This window comes from Tepidimonas sp. HKU78 (genome assembly GCF_049860815.1).
Classification (GTDB): domain Bacteria; phylum Pseudomonadota; class Gammaproteobacteria; order Burkholderiales; family Burkholderiaceae_C; genus Tepidimonas.
In genome coordinates, this window is sequence record NZ_CP187547.1 from 1770370 (window position 1) to 1785391 (window position 15022).

Consider the following 15022-nt stretch of genomic DNA (forward strand, 5'->3'; position numbering starts at 1 on the left):
ATGGACACGCGCAAACGCCAACTCGCTCTGCAACGCAGTGCGCGCGCGCACGCGCCTGCGCCGAGACATGGGCTGCAGGCAGCGGGTGCGGTGTTGCCGCGCGCGACTGCGCAACCGGTGAGCCCGGTGTGCGTGCCGGGCCCCGGTCAGCGTTGCGAGCATCCGCTGGTGGACCGCACGCTCAACGCGCTGCTGCACGACTATGAGCAGACCGTGCGTGGGCGCTTCGAGGCCATCGAGGACGTGCTGCGTACGCTCTCGGCACGTCAGCACGACCGCGATTTCGTCGAGCAGGCACAGGCCCTGGCGCGGCAGCGCCTAGACATCGAGTGGCCCCTGGCTGCGCTGGAAAACGCTTGGGTGGCGGGGGTCGACATGGCCGCGCTGCACGCGCACGCGATGTTTGCCACCATCGAGCGCTGCGTGCGCCTGGCCGCGCAAGACCGCGCACCGTGGATGCGGCGGCTGCCCGTGCAAGCCGAGGCGCTGCAGGCGTGTGGGGTGCATACGCTGGACGTGAGCCCGTGTGCCGATGGGCGGTTGCAGGGGCTGTTGCCGTTCGTGCTGCGCACCGCACCGGCCGACATGGTCAGCGTCAAAGCCTACGCCGGTGCCCTGTTCGACGTCGAATTGGACGTGGCCGAGTGGACCCAGCGCGAGCTGGAGCGCCTATGTGGCCTGCTGCCCGCCGCGCAGGCGTTGGACTATCTGAAGGTGGCGGTCTATCACTTCAGCTCGTCGCATCCCCGCCACGAGGGGTGCGCCGCGCACGGCAGCCACGATGAGCGGGCGGTGACGGCGGCCATCGATCGGCTGCATGCGCTGCGCGCGGCCGTTGACAACCTGTATGGCGTGGGGGCCGCCCCGCTGGTGATGTTGTTGGGCGTGGACACCGACCTAGACGCGCTGCGCATTCACCTGCCCGATGCGCAGGGTCGACTGCATGCAGACCGGTTCTTGGACGCGGCCGCGCTCTACCGCGAAACCCTGGGTCTGGATGCCCCGACTGCCCAGCGCCACTTGGCCGCGGCGGTGGATGCCCATGCGCGCGACCTGGGCGGCGTGTTGACGCGGGTGCCCGGGCACGATGGCTTGGCACGGCTGGCGCTGCTGTGGTTGCAAGCCAACATGTCGCAGATCGAATACGTCATCCAGCACCACGAAGGGCGCTACGCCGTCATCGGGCACGACGAAGCCTTCGTTTGTGTCGGGGATGCTCTGCCGCCGCTGCAGTTGCGTAACCAGTACTACCACGCGCACCTGGACACGGTGGAGGAGGGAGCAGCCGATCTGGACGTGGGGGTGAAGATTTTTACCGCCCTCAACCTGCGTCGGGGGCTGGCCTTGCCGGTGCTGGTGCACTTTACTTATTCCTCGCGTGTGCCGGGAGCGCGCCAGCGCGCCATAGAGCGCGGGCAACGGGTGGCGGCGGCCGTGCGGGCGCGCTATCCCCAGTGGGATGCCCGCGGCCTGCTGCATTGCCGTGTCGCCGTCAGCGACCGCCATGGCACCGAGACGGTGGCCTTGGTGGACGAGCCCGGCGGCCTGTCGCTGCACGGGCACTGAGACGGAGGCGACGCGATGAAGATCATGCGAGTGGAAAAAACCCTGGTCTCCACCAACCGCATCGAGGCTTTCGGCCACCGGCCGCTGCTGGTGGTACAGGACAAGCCCGGCGGGCCGCGCAGCGTGGCGGTGGATGCGGTCGGCTGCGTGCCGGGGGACTGGGTGATTTGTGTCGGCTCGTCGGCCGCCCGCGAGGCGGCCGGGGCCAAGGATTTTCCGTCCGACCTGACCATCGTCGGGATCATCGACCGCTGGAATCCCGAAGGGTGACACCGATGGACATCGTGCGCGTGATCGACGAGTTGGTGTGTACCCGGCGCGTGCCGGGGTTGGGTTCGGCGTCGCTGCGTGTGGTGCGCAGCGCGCAAGGCGTGGTGTCGGTGGCGACAGACGCCGTGGGCGCGCCGATCGGCCGCTGGGTGTTCGCCACCACCGGCAGCGCGGCCCGGTTGGCGATGCCAGATCCGACCTGCATCACCGATCTGACGATCTGCGGCATTTTGGATGGGTGGGACGATGAGGATGCTGCGTCGTCACAGACGCAAGAGCAATGCGCAGCAGGCACGGGGCCTGCTGCGGGCAAGGGGTGAGCCGATCGGCTCAGGTGTTTCAACGCAATGGTGACCACGAGGAGAGTAGACATGGCAAACACGACAGGAATCGCCCTGGGCATGATCGAGACGCGCGGGCTGGTGCCCGCGATCGAGGCGGCCGACGCGATGACCAAGGCGGCGGAGGTGCGGCTGATTGGCCGCCAGTTCGTCGGTGGCGGTTATGTGACGGTGCTGGTGCGCGGCGAGACGGGCGCGGTCAACGCCGCGGTGCGTGCCGGTGCGGACGCGTGCGAGCGCGTGGGCGACGGGCTGGTGGCAGCGCACATCATCGCGCGCGTGCACAGCGAAGTCGAGGGCATCCTGCCCACCGCGCCGAGCGTTTGATGCGGTGCGACGGCGCTGACGTCGTGGGAGCGACCAGCGCCCATCCCCAACCACGAGGAGTAACGTGATGGCAACGATGACGGGCATTGCCCTGGGCATGATCGAGACGCGCGGGCTGGTGCCCGCGATCGAGGCGGCCGACGCGATGACCAAGGCGGCGGAGGTGCGGCTGATTGGCCGCCAGTTCGTCGGTGGCGGTTATGTGACGGTACTGGTGCGCGGCGAGACGGGCGCGGTCAACGCCGCGGTGCGTGCCGGTGCGGACGCGTGCGAGCGCGTGGGCGACGGGCTGGTGGCAGCGCACATCATCGCGCGCGTGCACAGCGAAGTCGAGGGCATCCTGCCGACGCGGCCCGATGCCACCGGCGGTGGGCGCGACGCCGAGATCACGTCCACCCGTAGCTGAGCACACGCACCCAGGAGCGCCCCATGACCGCCGACGCACGCACCCTGGGTTGGCTCACCCGCGCCCTGCAGCACGAGTTTGCGGCGGTGCAGCAGTATTTGGCGCAGGCCACGCTGGCCCGCATGAGCGGCTATCCCGACTGGGCCGAGCGGCTGCAGGCCGAGGCCATGGAGGAGCTGGCCCATGCACAGCGGCTGATGCAGCGCCTCATCGAGCTGGGCGTGGCCCCGTGCGCCGGCGCACTGCCGCCCGCGCGGCTGGGTCGTGGTGTGACCGATTTCCCGGCCCTCAACCGCCAGCTCGAACAAGCGGCCGTGGTGCTGTATCAAGATGCTGCCGACCACGCCCGCCGCGTGCGCGACCCCGCCACCGAGGTGCTCATGCGCGAGCTGGCGCAAGAAGAGGCGCAGCATTTCGGTGCTTGGCAGCAAGATGCCACGCCTACACACTGAGGAGGACGAGGCCATGGATGATCTTGCCGCACTGGGTTGGACCACGCAATCGCGTCCGCCCGCCCTGTTTCAACGGTTTGCGTTTGCCAGCTACGGGCAGACGCGCGCGTTTCTGGATCGGGTCGCCGAGGTGCAAGACGCGCTCGGCCGCGCGGCGCAGAACATCAGTTTTGGCCCGACCTACGTCAACATCACCATTGCGGCCGAGGGCGAGTTGGGCGACGGCGAGCACGAGCTGGCGCGCCGCATCGCCGCGGCCGCGCTGGCGGTGGGTGGGGCGGCATGACATCGGGGTTGCCGCGGCGCTTGGCCGTGCTCAATGCCAAGGGCGGCACGGGCAAGACCACGCTGGCCGTCCATCTGGCGGCGGGCCTGGCGCGGCGTGCCCCGACCGTGCTGGCCGATCTGGACCCGCAAGGCTCGGCCAGTCAATGGGGTGCGCTGGCGGGCATGGTAGTGCTCGATGGCGAACGCGCCCTGGCGGCCGAACCCGAACCGCGTCATGTCGTCTGGGATTGCCCGCCGAGCGTCGACCACCCGGCGGCGCAGCGCGCCCTGGCGTCGGCCGACGCTGTGTTGGTGCCGGTGCTGCCGTCACCCTTGGACCTGTGGGCGAGCTGGCGCCTGGTGCAGGCCGTCGTGGCCGAGCAGGCGCGCCGGCCCGGGCTGCGCGCCTGGCTGGTCGTCAACCAAGTCGAGCCCAGCAGCGCGCTGTCGCAAGCCATGCACGAGGCGCTGCGCGAGTTTGGATTGCCCGCCCTGCGTGCCGTGGTACGGCGGCGCGCGGTTTTTCGCCGCGCTGCGTTACAGGGCAGCACGGCCTACGCCATGGGCCCATCGGCGGCGGCGGCCGTGGCCGACATCGAAGCCGTGATCGAGGAGATGCAAAGATGAACCGAACCACTGCCCAGCGCCTGGCGGCCAGCGTGCGCGGTGCGCGTCCGGCGCCACCGACGCCAACATCCCCCGCCCCGGCGGCCGAGGATCCCCAGCCACGTCGAGCCCGCCGCACAGCAGCGTCGGCAGCGCACGCAGAACCCAGCGCCGCGGTGCCCGTGGTGGCGGCCGACCGGACGGACGGAGGTGTTCCGCCCTCGAGCGCGGGCGAGCGCTTTCCCCGCCGCGTCTGGCCAGATTGACCCCCTGCTGCCCGCACCGCCGGGTTTTTCGGAACCACCATGAACACCCTGACCCGTCGTCTGTATGCGGCGCGCGCACAGGCCGCCGCCATCAACCCCTCCGCCAGCGCCGCGCCCGCTGCGTCGGTGGTGACCGCCGCCGCGGTCGCGCCCGCACCGGCGGCCGGTGATGTGCTGGCCAGCTACCGCATCCTTCGCGAGCCATATTGGCGCCCGGTGGCCGACGAGGTGGCGCTGTACGAGGCCGCATACGCGGTACGCATGCCCATGATGCTCAAAGGCCCCACGGGCTGCGGCAAGACGCGCTTCGTCGAGTACATGGCGTGGCGGCTGGGCAAGCCGCTCATTACCGTCGCCTGCCATGAAGACATGACCGCCTCCGATCTGGTGGGACGCTTTCTGCTCGATGCGCAAGGTACGCGCTGGCAGGACGGTCCGCTGGCGCTGGCGGCTCGCCATGGTGCCATCTGCTACCTGGACGAAGTGGTCGAGGCCCGGCAGGACACCACGGTCGTCATCCACCCGCTGACCGACAAGCGGCGCATGCTGCCGCTGGAGAAGAAAGGCGAGGTGATCGAGGCACATCCGGATTTCCAGCTCGTCATCTCCTTCAACCCGGGTTACCAGAGCCTGATGAAAGACCTCAAACAGTCCACCAAACAGCGCTTCGGCGCGCTGGACTTTGACTATCCCGAGCACGAGGTGGAGGCCGAGATCGTGGCGCACGAATCGGGCGTGGACCGGGAGACGGCGAGCAAGCTCGTGCACATCGCCGAGCGGGCGCGCAACCTCAAGGGTCATGGGCTCGACGAGGGCATCTCGACGCGCATGCTCATCCATGCCGCCAGCCTCATGGCGCAAGGCGTGGCCGCACTGGCGGCCTGTCGCATGGCACTGGTGCGACCCATCACTGACGACCCCGACATGCGCGACGCGCTCGACGCCGCCGTGACCACGTACTTCTGATGATGCCCGCATGGGCACCGGGCGCGCGATGAGCATCCACCTGGAAGACCACGCCGAGCTGCTGCAGGCGCTGCCCCACGGCGCGCAGGACGTGCTGCGTGCATCGTGGCAGGAAGCGGCGCGTGCGCTGTCTGCCCGTGGACTCGACAACTACCTCAAAGGCGCGCAGGCCCTGCACCAACTGGGCCGGGGCGAGGAGCTGGTGGTCAGCTTCGTGCAACACGTGCCCGCGCTGGCGCGCGCGATCGGCGAGGAGGTGTTGCCTGATCTCGTCAATTTTTTGCTCTCGATGGCGTCCAAGACGTCGGGGCAGGTGCTCACGCTCATCGTGCAGACCGCGCCGACGGCGGCGCTGCGCTTGGGCGATGCGGATCTATTTCGGCAGTACCTGTCGGTGTTGGGCGTGGTGCTGGCGCAAGCCCCGCAGGGCCTGCGCCCGATGCTGGAAAACCTCGAGCGCTTGCTCGGCCAGCTGACCTTGGGTGGACTGCGACGCTGGGTACAGTGGGGCGCGCAGGCTTACCGGGGTGATGCCGACGGGCAGCGTCGTTACTTTGGGCTGCAAAGCCCGGACGCGCTGGCGGTGCTGCAGCAGGAGCGCCGCGGCACCCTGTTCGTGGACGTGCAGCGCCGGCTGAATCTGTACCTGCGCGCGCTGTGGGGGCGCGATTTTTTTCTGCGCCCCACGGCTGGCGATTTCGAATCGCGCGAGGGCCTGCGTCCTTACATCGAACATCATGTCATCCATATAGCGGATGCCTACGACGACCTGCCCGCGGTCGATCCGGCTGGTGCGCCCATCGCGGCCCTGGACATCTACCGCGCGGCGGTCAACCACTGTGCGGCACACTTGGTGGCGGCGCGCGAGCCCTTGCCCGACGACGGGTTGGACGCGCTGACCAAGGCGGTGGTGGAGCTGGTGGAGGATGCCCGCGTCGAGACCCTGGCCGCGCAGCGCTTTCCGCGCCTGCGACAGTTGTGGCGCGCGCAGCACCCGGCACCCGTCGATCCGCCGCAGCGCGCGGGCGACCTCATCAACCGTCTCGCGCTGGCGTGGCTGGACGCGGATGCCGCCCGGCGCGACACCGACCCCTGGGTGCAACAAGGGTTGGCGGCGCTGGCCGCTTGGACCACCTGGGACGACCCGCAGGCCAGCCTGCAGACCGGTATAGAACTGGCCGAAGCGCTGCGCGCGCGCCTCGACGCCGAGCGCTGGCCCGCATTTTCGTCGCGGCTGGATGGGCAGCGGGCGCTGTACCGCGACGACAACCGCGCCATCTGGACCAGCGGCGCGTACGACGAAGCGCAAGCGCTGGCCGCTACCTGGGAGCGCCAGCAGCAGGTGCGCCGCAAGGTCAATGTGATGGAGATGGTCAACGAGGTCGACGTCGAATTCGCGGGCGACGACGCGCAGGAGGTCTGGATCCTGCCGACCGAATTCTGGCTCGATCAGGAGGGTGTGACCATCAACTCGCTGCTGGGGCGCCCGCCGCTGGCCGACCCGGTGCACTACCCCGAGTGGGACTACCAAATTCAGCTGCAGCGCCCGGATTGGGTGACGGTGCTGGAGCGCCACGCGCCGCCGGGCGACGTAGCCCGCATCGATACCCTCTTGCAGGAGCAGCGTCCCATCGTGCAGCGCCTGCGCCACTTGATCGAGGCCATGGTCCCGCAGGGGCTGCAGCGCATCCGTCGGGTGGAGGATGGCGACGAGCTCGACGTGGACGCGGCGGTGCGTGCCTGGGTCGATCTGCGCATGGGGCAGCAGCCCGACCCGCGCATCATGATGCAGCACCGCTTGCATACGCGCGACGTCGCCGTGTTGCTGCTGCTGGACCTGTCGGCATCGGCCAACGATCCCGTGCGCGGCAGTGAGCAGACGGTGCTCGATTTGACGCGTGCGGCAGCGACGCTGCTGGCCGAGGCCCTGCAGCGCATCGGTGATCGGTTCGCCATCCACGGCTTTCGCTCCGACGGGCGGCACGATGTGCACTACCTGCGCATCAAGGATTTTCGCGAGTCCTGGGGCGACGGGCCCAAGGCGCGGCTGGCCGGTCTGGAGGGGGCGTTTTCCACCCGTCTGGGCGCGGCGCTGCGCCACGCTGGGGCCGAGCTCAAGCGCCAGCGACAACGCAAGAAAATCGTCTTCGTCTTGACCGACGGTGAGCCCGCCGACGTGGACGTGCGCGACCCGCAATACCTGCGCCTGGATGCGCAGCACGCGGTGCAAGAGCTCAAGCGTGACGGGATTGTCAGCTACTGCCTCACGCTCGATCCCCTGGCCGATGCCTACGTCGCGCGCATCTTCGGCGCGCGCCATTACACGGTGCTCGATCGCGTGCAGCGCCTGCCGGAGGTGCTGCCCACGCTCTACCTGGGGCTGACGCGATGAGCCGCTTGGCCGACCGCACGCGCGTGCAGTTGCGCACTTTCGTCTTCATCGATGCGCTGCAGCCGCAGCTCGCCTCGTACCTGGGCACGTCGTCACAGGGCTTTCTGCCGGTGCCGGGCGATGCCTGTCTGTGGATCGAGGTGGCCCCCGGCATGGCAGTGCACCGGTTGTCGGACATCGCGCTCAAGGCCACCAACGTGCGCATGGGCGAGCAGGTGGTCGAGCGCGCCTTTGGCTCGATGGAAATCCACTACCGCAGCCAAAGCGAGGTGCTGGCCGCGGGCGACATCATCCTGGAGCAGCTGGGCGCGCAGCTGGAAGACCGGCTGCCGTGCCGCATCGCCTGGGCGGAAAACATCCGTGCCGTCACGCCCGACCATGCCACGCTCATCAATCGCCAGTTGCGCCGCGGCTCCATGTTGCTGCCGGGCAAGACGCTGTTCATCTTCGAGTGCGAGCCGGCGGGCTACGCCATTTATGCCGCCAACGAGGCGGAAAAAGCCGCCAACGTCACGCTGGTCGACGTCAAGCCGTTCGGCAATTTTGGTCGCTTGATGATGATGGGCAGCGAGGCCGAAGCCGCCGAGGCGCTGGCCGCCGCCGAACGTGCCGTGGCGCAGCTCAATCGGCGCGCCCGTGCCATGCAGGACAATGACGCCCCATGAGTGCTGCTCTCGCCCACCCCTTCGTCGTCGACACGCCCGCCAAGCGGCTGCTGTTTCATACCGTGCGCGTCGAGACCACGCTGGCCGACGGCGGCAGCGGCACCGGCACGGCCTTCGTCATCGAACACGTGCACGCGCGCGGGCGCACCCGCTTCGTGGTGACCAATCGGCATTTGGTCGACGACGTCACCCAGGGGGCGTTGGTCTTCACGCTCGCCCACCAGGGCGAACCGGTGTTGGGCAGCCGCTTCGAAGTACGCATCGACGAGTTTGCCGAGGCCTGGCAGCGGCATCCGGACCCCGCGGTCGATTTGGCCGCGCTGCCCTTGGCCCCACTGCAGCAGGCCGCCGAGCAACAAGGGGCGACGCTATACGTGCAGCCGATCGCCAGTGATCGCCTGGCCGACGCGGCGCGCCTGGCGCAGCTTGACGCGCTGGAGGAAGTGTGGCTCGTCGGCTATCCCAGCGGCGTATGGGACAGCGTGCACGCGCTGCCGATCCTGCGCCGTGGTACCACCGCCACGCCGCTGGCGGTCGATTTCGAGGGACAGCCCGCCTTCCTGGTGGACGCGGCCGTCTACCCCGGCTCCAGCGGCTCTCCGGTGTTCGTGCGCGCGGCCGATGGCTCGGGGTTGTGGCTGGCCGGTGTGGTGGCGGCCGTGTTTTTTCGCGAGGAATCGCTACGCCTGACGCCCGCGCCAGTTCCGGCGGCGGCTGGACTGCAGGCCATGGGGTCCGAGATGATCGACCTGGGGCTGGTCATCAAGGCCGAGGCCCTGCAGACCCTGCTGCACGAGATGCTGCGGGCTGGTCCGGGTTAGGTTGCGCCGGATACCATTCGGTCTGCCGTGCACGACGCGTGAATCCTAGGAGCTGAGCAATGACGTTTGACCCGATCGTCCTGTTTTTTCTGCTGGGCATTGTGGCGGGACTGAGCAAGTCCGACCTCAAGATCCCTGCCGCCATCTACGAGGCCTTGTCTATCTATCTGCTGCTGGCCATCGGGCTCAAGGGCGGCGTCGAGCTGTCCAAGTATCCGTTGAGCCAACTGGTGTCCGCGAGCGCCGTGGTGCTGGCGGTGGGCATGGTCATTCCGCTCGTTGCGTTTCCCGTATTGCGTTTTTTGGGGCGGCTGTCGCACTACGATGCGGCGTCGATCGCGGCGCACTACGGCTCGGTCAGCGTGGTGACGTATTCGGTGGCGGTGGCCACGCTCGCCGAGCGCGACGTGTCGCACGACGGCTACATGGTCGTGTTTCTGGCGCTGCTGGAGATGCCAGCGCTCATTTTGGGCGTGGTATTGGCGCGGCTGGGCGATCAGCGCGAAGGCGGCGCGGGCGGGGGGCTGGCGGCACTGGCGCGTATCCATTGGGGACGACTGGCGCACGAAGTGTTCTTCGGCAAGAGCATTTTGCTGCTCATCGGCGGGCTGCTCATCGGGCTGGTCGCCGGCGAACGCGGCTACGAGCCGATCGCACCCGTCTTCAAAGAAGCGTTCAAGGGACTGCTGGCGCTGTTTTTGCTGGAGATGGGGTTGGTGGCCGCATCGCGCATCGCCGCGTTTCGCTCCTACGGGGCGTTTTTGGTCGGTTTTGCGGTGGTCATGCCGCTGTTGTCGGCCATGCTGGGTATTGCCACCGCGCGCTATCTGGGCTTTTCGGCGGGCAATGGCGCCTTGCTCGCCACGCTCTACGCCAGTGCGTCGTACATCGCGGCGCCCGCTGCGATGCGCATCGCCGTGCCGCAGGCCAACCCCGCGCTGTCCATCGGTGCCTCGCTTGGCGTAACATTCCCGTTTAATCTGTTCGTAGGCATCCCGATTTACCTGTGGATGGCCCAAACCTTTTTGCCCGCGTGAGGTGCTATGGCCAAGGCATACAAACTGGTGACGATCTACTGCGAGGCGGTGCTCGAATCGCTCGTGGTTCGGGAGTTGGACAAGCTGGGTATCGTGGGCTATACCGTGAGCGACTGCCGCGGCCGTGGTACGCACGGCGTGCGCAGCGGCAATTGGCGCATGAGCTCGAACGTGCGCATCGAGGTGATGTGCGACCTGCCTACCAGCGACCGGCTGTTGGAGGCGTTGCAGCCCTACGACCGCGACTACGGTTTGCTGGTGGTGCGCAGTGACGTGGAAGTTTTGAACTGACGCGGGAGTCGCCACCGCGCGCTCAGAGTTGGTCAATGCGCTGCCGGACATGGGCAGCGTGCGCGCGCAGCGCGTTTAGCGCGTCGGGCACCATGCGGTCGAGCTGGCGTACGCATGACGGCCATGCGCGGGTTGGCGGCCAGGCGCTCGCGGTGGCGGGCCAGAAAATCCCAGTACAGCGCGTTGAACGGGCAGGCCGTGGGGCCGGTGCGGGCCTTGGGGTCATAGGGGCAGGCACGGCAGTGGTCGCCCATGCGCTGCAGGTAGGCCGCGCTGCTCACATACGGTTTGGTGGCCATCAGGCCACCGTCGGCCCACTGGCTCATGCCTAGCGTGTTGGGGGCTTCCACCCACTCCACCCTGTGTGCCCTGCGTGAACGGCTGCCCCCGGCGGTCGAATTGTGGGTCGGTGGGGCGGGGGTGCGTCGCGAGCAGCGGCGGCTGCCGCCCGGCGTGTCGGTGCTGGCGCGGGCGTCGGATGTCGCGCTGCAGGTGCGCGCGTGGCGTCAGCGGCGCGGTGTGGCTCAAGTCGGCGGCGACAGCGGCAGCAGCGCGCCGTAGCGCTCGGCCAAGAAGCGCTCGCCTTGCTCCAGCACGAAGTAGCGAAACGCCTCGGCCGCGGGCGACAGCAGCTTGGCCAGCGTGTGCACGATGTGCCAGGCGCGCACGATGGGAGTGCCTTCGACGTCCAGGCGGGCGATCAGGCCATGCTCGAGCTCCAGGCGCAGGGTGTGTAGCGACAGCAGGCCCAGTCCCAGCCCGGCCATGACCGCCTGTTTGATGGCTTCATTGTTGGACAGGGTCATGGCGATGCGCGGCTCGGCGCGGTGCCGCTCGAAAAATCCGTTGAACACGGCGCGCGTGCCAGAGCCGGGCTCGCGCACGATGAAGCCGTAGGGCAGCAGCGCCTCCACCGTCGGGTGGCCAATCCGCAGCAGTGGATGGTCGATGGATGCAACGAAGACGTGTGGGTGCGCGCCGAACGGCTCGGCGCGCACGTTGAGCTCGGTGGGCGGGCGGCCCATGATGGCGATGTCCACTTCCGCGTTGCGCAGCATCTGCACCAGTTGCTCGCGGTTGCCAATGGCCAGGCGCACGTCCAGTCCGGTGTGCTCGCGCGTGAATTCCGCCAGCAGCGCCGGCACGAAATATTGCGCGGTGCTCAACAGACCGATGGTCAGCGTGCCGGTCTCCAGCCGCTGCAGGCGCGCCGCGGCGTCTTCGGCGTCCTTGAGCGTGGCCAGCACCTTGCGCGCGTAGACCAGCATGTACTCGCCCGCCGTGGTCAGCGACACGCGGCGGCCCTGGCGCTCGAACAGCGGCAGGCCCACGTGGCCTTCCAGCTCCTTGATCTGCATGGTCACGGCCGGCGGCGTCAGGTGCAGCGCCTCGGCGGCGCGCGCAAAGCTCAGGTGGCGCGCGACCTCGGCAAACACCCGCAGCTGGCGAAAAGTGGCGTTGCGCATAGCTTCAGTAAAAGCTGAAGTGAAAGTCAAACAATCGTGAATTTACCTTATGTAAGCCTGTGCTTATAGTGAGCGGCATCGCCACCCGGACGGGGTGTCCGGGATTCGAGGCGCAATGGAGTCCGCACCATGCTGTCTGCGCTGATCTTCGATGTCGATGGCACGCTGGCCGACACCGAGCACGCCCATCTGGCGGCGTTCAACGCCGCCTTCGCCGCCGAAGGCTTGGGCTGGCAGTGGGATGTGCCGCTCTACACCGAGCTGCTGACCGTCTCCGGGGGCAAGGAGCGCATCCGCCACTACTGGCAGCAGGTCAACGGCGACGTGCGCGACATCGACGGCACGGCGCTGGATGCCTTGATCGACCATTTGCACGCTGTCAAGACCGCCGCCTACGAGCAGGCGGTGCGTGACGGGGCGGTGCGGCTGCGCCCCGGCGTGCTCGAGCTGCTCGAGCAGGCGCGCCGCGAGGGGCTGACGCTGGCGATCGCCACCACCACCTCCCCCGTCAACATCGCCGCGTTACTGCGCACCGCCATCGGGCCGGATTGGTCATCGTATTTCGCCGTCATCGAAGACGCCTCGACCGCCCCGCTCAAAAAGCCCCATCCGCAGGTGTACCGCCAGACGCTGCAGCGCTTGGGCCTGCCAGCGGCACAGTGCCTGGCGTTCGAAGACTCTGCCAACGGTCTGCAAGCCGCGCGCGGTGCTGGACTGGCCACGATCGTCACGCCCAACGATTTCACGGCGCACCACGACTTCACCGGGGCGCTGCGCGTGCTGCCGTCGCTGGCTGGCGTATCCGTCGCCCAGCTGCGCAATTGGCATGCGCAGGCGCGCCGATGAGACCCCCATTCGACCGATAAAACGAGACCCGAGGAGAATCCCGATGCCATTGGACCGTCGCACGACCTTGACGCAGTTCCTGATCGAGCAACGCCGCCGCTACCCGAGCGCCAGCGGCGATTTCAACGCGCTCATCCTGGACGTAGCGCTGGCGTGCAAAGCCATCGCGCGCAGCGTGGCACTGGGGGCGCTGGGTGGCGTGCTCGGCGCCCAGGCCGGCTCGATCAACGTGCAGGGCGAAGAGCAAAAAAAGCTCGACGTGCTCAGCAACGACTTGTTCGTGCGCGCCAACGAGTGGGGTGGGCACCTGGCCGGTATGGCGTCCGAGGAGATGGACGAGCCCTACAACATCCCCTCGATGTATCCGCGCGGTAAATACTTGCTGGTTTTCGATCCGCTGGATGGCTCGAGCAACATCGACGTCAACGTCTCGGTGGGCAGCATCTTTTCGGTACTGCGTGCGCCGCAGGCCGTCATCGACAGTGGGCGCGATGTCACCGCGCAGGACTTTTTGCAGCCCGGCTGCCAGCAGCTCGCCGCCGGCTATGCGCTCTACGGCCCGTCGACGATGTTGGTGTTGACCGTGGGCACTGGGGTGCACGGTTTCACGCTCGACCCGAACCTGGGCGAGTTCTTTCTGTCCCACCCCGATATCCGCGTGCCCGAAGACACGCAAGAGTTCGCCATCAACGCCTCCAACAGCCGCTTCTGGGAGCCGCCCATCCGGCGCTATGTGGACGAGTGCCTGGCGGGCAAGACGGGGCCGCGTGGCAAGGACTTCAACATGCGCTGGATCGCCTCCATGGTGGCCGAGGCGCACCGCATCCTGATGCGCGGCGGGGTGTTCATGTACCCGCGCGACACCAAGGACCCGACCAAACCGGGGCGGCTGCGCCTGCTGTACGAAGCCAACCCGGTGGGCTTTCTGATGGAGCAAGCCGGTGGGCGTGCCAGCACCGGGCGCGAGCCGATCCTGCAGGTCCAGCCCACGTCGCTGCACCAGCGCATCGGGCTGGTATTCGGCTCGCGCAATGAAGTCGAGCGCATCGAGCGCTACCACCGCGAGCCCGCGCCGCTCAAGGACGACAGCCCGTTGTTCGGCGAGCGCACCCTGTTTCGTGATTGACCGCCGTCTGGAGTTTTGACCCATGTCCGAAAAACACCCCATCATCGCCATCACCGGTTCCTCGGGCGCTGGCACCTCCACCGTCACGCGCACGTTTCAGAACATCTTCCGCCGCGAGGGGGTCAAGGCCGCCATCATCGAAGGCGACAGCTTTCACCGCTACGACCGCAAGGAAATGCGCCAGCGCATGGCCGAGGAGGAGGCGCGCGGCAACCGCCACTTCAGCCATTTTGGGCCGGAGGCCAACCTGTTCGAGGAGCTGGAGGCGCTCTTTCGCACCTACGCCGAGACGGGCCGCGGGCGCTGCCGCAAATACCTGCACAACGAGGAGGAGGCCGCCCCCTACGGCCAGGAGCCCGGCACCTTCACGCCATGGGAAGACCTGCCCGACGACACCGACATGCTGTTCTACGAGGGCTTGCACGGCGCGGTGGTGACCGACAAGGTCAATGTGGCACAGTACCCGGACCTGCTCATTGGCGTGGCCCCCTCGATCAACCTGGAGTGGATCCAAAAGCTCATTCGCGACAAGACGCAGCGCCGCTACAGCCAGGAGGCAGTGGTCGACACCATCCTGCGCCGCATGCCCGACTACGTCAACTACATCTGCCCTCAGTTCGGCGTCACCCACGTCAATTTCCAGCGCGTGCCGGTGGTGGATACGTCCAACCCCTTTATCTCGCGCGATATCCCCACTGCCGACGAGAGCGTGTGCGTGATCCGCTTCGCCAAGCCCAAAGGGATCGACTTTCCCTATCTGTTGTCGATGATCGATGGCTCGTGGATGAGCCGCGCCAATACCATCGTCGTGCCGGGCGGCAAAATGGAGCTCGCCATGCAGCTCATCTTTACGCCGTTCATCTGGCGCATGATGGAGCGCCGCAAGCGCGCGCTGGGCGTGGCCTGAAACG

19 protein-coding genes and 1 pseudogene are annotated in these 15022 nt (G+C 67.8%); 18 read left to right on the forward strand and 2 right to left on the reverse strand.

What is annotated here, in order from left to right:
• From ACPYIS_RS08875 to ACPYIS_RS08940, 14 genes are all read left to right on the forward strand, one after another.
• Window positions 1-1566: a carboxysome shell carbonic anhydrase gene (locus tag ACPYIS_RS08875; RefSeq protein WP_424859508.1), complete on the forward strand. Its 1566-nt coding sequence runs from the start codon at window positions 1-3 to the stop codon at window positions 1564-1566.
• Between the two features lie 15 nt (window positions 1567-1581).
• Entirely contained in the window at window positions 1582-1836 is a 255-nt protein-coding gene (locus tag ACPYIS_RS08880) for a carboxysome peptide A (RefSeq protein WP_299020246.1), read from the forward strand.
• A 5-nt stretch (window positions 1837-1841) separates the two neighbouring features.
• Window positions 1842-2156: a carboxysome peptide B gene (locus ACPYIS_RS08885; RefSeq protein WP_299020248.1), complete on the forward strand. Its 315-nt coding sequence runs from the start codon at window positions 1842-1844 to the stop codon at window positions 2154-2156.
• A 51-nt stretch (window positions 2157-2207) separates the two neighbouring features.
• Window positions 2208-2504: a BMC domain-containing protein gene (locus ACPYIS_RS08890; protein ID WP_299020249.1), complete on the forward strand. Its 297-nt coding sequence runs from the start codon at window positions 2208-2210 to the stop codon at window positions 2502-2504.
• Window positions 2505-2571: 67 nt separating this feature from the next.
• The gene (locus ACPYIS_RS08895) at window positions 2572-2910 is read left to right on the forward strand and encodes a BMC domain-containing protein (protein WP_299020251.1); all 339 of its coding nucleotides are present in this window, start codon (window positions 2572-2574) and stop codon (window positions 2908-2910) included.
• 23 nt (window positions 2911-2933) lie between these two features.
• Window positions 2934-3362, forward strand: a complete 429-nt coding sequence (locus ACPYIS_RS08900; RefSeq protein ID WP_424859507.1) for a ferritin-like domain-containing protein — start codon at window positions 2934-2936, stop codon at window positions 3360-3362.
• Window positions 3363-3375: 13 nt separating this feature from the next.
• Window positions 3376-3648 (forward strand): 4a-hydroxytetrahydrobiopterin dehydratase, encoded by a 273-nt coding sequence (locus ACPYIS_RS08905; RefSeq protein WP_424859506.1) that lies wholly within the window; start codon window positions 3376-3378, stop codon window positions 3646-3648.
• Complete coding sequence (locus ACPYIS_RS08910) at window positions 3645-4256, forward strand: AAA family ATPase (RefSeq protein ID WP_424859505.1); 612 nt, start codon at window positions 3645-3647, stop codon at window positions 4254-4256. The genes ACPYIS_RS08905 and ACPYIS_RS08910 overlap by 4 nt, the downstream gene beginning before the upstream one ends.
• Before the next feature lie 284 nt (window positions 4257-4540).
• Window positions 4541-5467 carry a CbbQ/NirQ/NorQ/GpvN family protein gene (locus ACPYIS_RS08915; protein WP_299021775.1) on the forward strand — a complete coding sequence of 309 codons (927 nt, stop codon included), beginning with the start codon at window positions 4541-4543 and terminating at the stop codon, window positions 5465-5467.
• A 10-nt stretch (window positions 5468-5477) separates the two neighbouring features.
• On the forward strand, window positions 5478-7859 hold the full coding sequence (locus ACPYIS_RS08920; protein WP_424859504.1) for a nitric oxide reductase activation protein NorD: 2382 nt from the start codon (window positions 5478-5480) through the stop codon (window positions 7857-7859).
• Complete coding sequence (locus ACPYIS_RS08925) at window positions 7856-8524, forward strand: BMC domain-containing protein (protein WP_299021780.1); 669 nt, start codon at window positions 7856-7858, stop codon at window positions 8522-8524. Before ACPYIS_RS08920 ends, ACPYIS_RS08925 begins: the two co-directional genes overlap by 4 nt.
• Window positions 8521-9345 (forward strand): S1 family peptidase, encoded by an 825-nt coding sequence (locus tag ACPYIS_RS08930; protein WP_424859503.1) that lies wholly within the window; start codon window positions 8521-8523, stop codon window positions 9343-9345. Before ACPYIS_RS08925 ends, ACPYIS_RS08930 begins: the two co-directional genes overlap by 4 nt.
• A 59-nt stretch (window positions 9346-9404) precedes the next feature.
• A complete protein-coding gene (locus ACPYIS_RS08935; protein WP_299021796.1) occupies window positions 9405-10382 on the forward strand; it encodes a sodium-dependent bicarbonate transport family permease in 978 nt (325 codons plus the stop codon).
• Between the two features lie 6 nt (window positions 10383-10388).
• Entirely contained in the window at window positions 10389-10673 is a 285-nt protein-coding gene (locus ACPYIS_RS08940; protein ID WP_299021798.1) for a P-II family nitrogen regulator, read from the forward strand.
• A gap of 22 nt (window positions 10674-10695) precedes the next feature.
• Here the strand turns inward: ACPYIS_RS08940 and ACPYIS_RS08945 are convergent.
• Window positions 10696-11029: pseudogene (locus ACPYIS_RS08945) on the reverse strand (cryptochrome/photolyase family protein); the annotation flags it as partial.
• Here ACPYIS_RS08945 and ACPYIS_RS08950 point away from each other — a divergent pair.
• A complete protein-coding gene (locus ACPYIS_RS08950) occupies window positions 10998-11234 on the forward strand; it encodes a hypothetical protein (protein WP_424860208.1) in 237 nt (78 codons plus the stop codon). The pseudogene ACPYIS_RS08945 and the gene ACPYIS_RS08950 overlap by 32 nt on opposite strands.
• Here ACPYIS_RS08950 and ACPYIS_RS08955 read toward each other — a convergent pair.
• Window positions 11198-12139, reverse strand: a complete 942-nt coding sequence (locus ACPYIS_RS08955) for a LysR substrate-binding domain-containing protein (protein ID WP_424859502.1) — start codon at window positions 12137-12139, stop codon at window positions 11198-11200. The two genes, ACPYIS_RS08950 and ACPYIS_RS08955, sit on opposite strands and share 37 nt — an antisense overlap.
• Window positions 12140-12268: 129 nt before the next feature.
• On the opposite strand from ACPYIS_RS08955, the gene ACPYIS_RS08960 reads away from it, so the two are divergent.
• From ACPYIS_RS08960 to ACPYIS_RS08970, 3 genes are read left to right on the forward strand one after another with little or no spacing between them, the layout of a single operon-like run.
• Window positions 12269-12985 (forward strand): HAD-IA family hydrolase, encoded by a 717-nt coding sequence (locus ACPYIS_RS08960; protein ID WP_424859501.1) that lies wholly within the window; start codon window positions 12269-12271, stop codon window positions 12983-12985.
• Window positions 12986-13028: 43 nt separating this feature from the next.
• Entirely contained in the window at window positions 13029-14111 is a 1083-nt protein-coding gene (locus ACPYIS_RS08965; RefSeq protein ID WP_424859500.1) for a class 1 fructose-bisphosphatase, read from the forward strand.
• 22 nt (window positions 14112-14133) lie between these two features.
• On the forward strand, window positions 14134-15018 hold the full coding sequence (locus ACPYIS_RS08970; RefSeq protein ID WP_299019387.1) for a phosphoribulokinase: 885 nt from the start codon (window positions 14134-14136) through the stop codon (window positions 15016-15018).
• Window positions 15019-15022 lie beyond the last annotated feature (4 nt).

Bases quoted from the DNA above. Each gene is read 5' to 3' on its own strand.
- ACPYIS_RS08875 (WP_424859508.1), top strand. From the start codon at position 1: ATGGACACGCGCAAACGCCAACTCGCTCTGCAACGCAGTGCGCGCGCG.
- ACPYIS_RS08880 (WP_299020246.1), top strand. From the start codon at position 1,582: ATGAAGATCATGCGAGTGGAAAAAACCCTGGTCTCCACCAACCGCATC.
- ACPYIS_RS08885 (WP_299020248.1), top strand. From the start codon at position 1,842: ATGGACATCGTGCGCGTGATCGACGAGTTGGTGTGTACCCGGCGCGTG.
- ACPYIS_RS08890 (WP_299020249.1), top strand. From the start codon at position 2,208: ATGGCAAACACGACAGGAATCGCCCTGGGCATGATCGAGACGCGCGGG.
- ACPYIS_RS08895 (WP_299020251.1), top strand. From the start codon at position 2,572: ATGGCAACGATGACGGGCATTGCCCTGGGCATGATCGAGACGCGCGGG.
- ACPYIS_RS08900 (WP_424859507.1), top strand. From the start codon at position 2,934: ATGACCGCCGACGCACGCACCCTGGGTTGGCTCACCCGCGCCCTGCAG.
- ACPYIS_RS08905 (WP_424859506.1), top strand. From the start codon at position 3,376: ATGGATGATCTTGCCGCACTGGGTTGGACCACGCAATCGCGTCCGCCC.
- ACPYIS_RS08910 (WP_424859505.1), top strand. From the start codon at position 3,645: ATGACATCGGGGTTGCCGCGGCGCTTGGCCGTGCTCAATGCCAAGGGC.
- ACPYIS_RS08915 (WP_299021775.1), top strand. From the start codon at position 4,541: ATGAACACCCTGACCCGTCGTCTGTATGCGGCGCGCGCACAGGCCGCC.
- ACPYIS_RS08920 (WP_424859504.1), top strand. From the start codon at position 5,478: ATGGGCACCGGGCGCGCGATGAGCATCCACCTGGAAGACCACGCCGAG.
- ACPYIS_RS08925 (WP_299021780.1), top strand. From the start codon at position 7,856: ATGAGCCGCTTGGCCGACCGCACGCGCGTGCAGTTGCGCACTTTCGTC.
- ACPYIS_RS08930 (WP_424859503.1), top strand. From the start codon at position 8,521: ATGAGTGCTGCTCTCGCCCACCCCTTCGTCGTCGACACGCCCGCCAAG.
- ACPYIS_RS08935 (WP_299021796.1), top strand. From the start codon at position 9,405: ATGACGTTTGACCCGATCGTCCTGTTTTTTCTGCTGGGCATTGTGGCG.
- ACPYIS_RS08940 (WP_299021798.1), top strand. From the start codon at position 10,389: ATGGCCAAGGCATACAAACTGGTGACGATCTACTGCGAGGCGGTGCTC.
- ACPYIS_RS08950 (WP_424860208.1), top strand. From the start codon at position 10,998: ATGCCTAGCGTGTTGGGGGCTTCCACCCACTCCACCCTGTGTGCCCTG.
- ACPYIS_RS08955 (WP_424859502.1), bottom strand. From the start codon at position 12,139: ATGCGCAACGCCACTTTTCGCCAGCTGCGGGTGTTTGCCGAGGTCGCG.
- ACPYIS_RS08960 (WP_424859501.1), top strand. From the start codon at position 12,269: ATGCTGTCTGCGCTGATCTTCGATGTCGATGGCACGCTGGCCGACACC.
- ACPYIS_RS08965 (WP_424859500.1), top strand. From the start codon at position 13,029: ATGCCATTGGACCGTCGCACGACCTTGACGCAGTTCCTGATCGAGCAA.
- ACPYIS_RS08970 (WP_299019387.1), top strand. From the start codon at position 14,134: ATGTCCGAAAAACACCCCATCATCGCCATCACCGGTTCCTCGGGCGCT.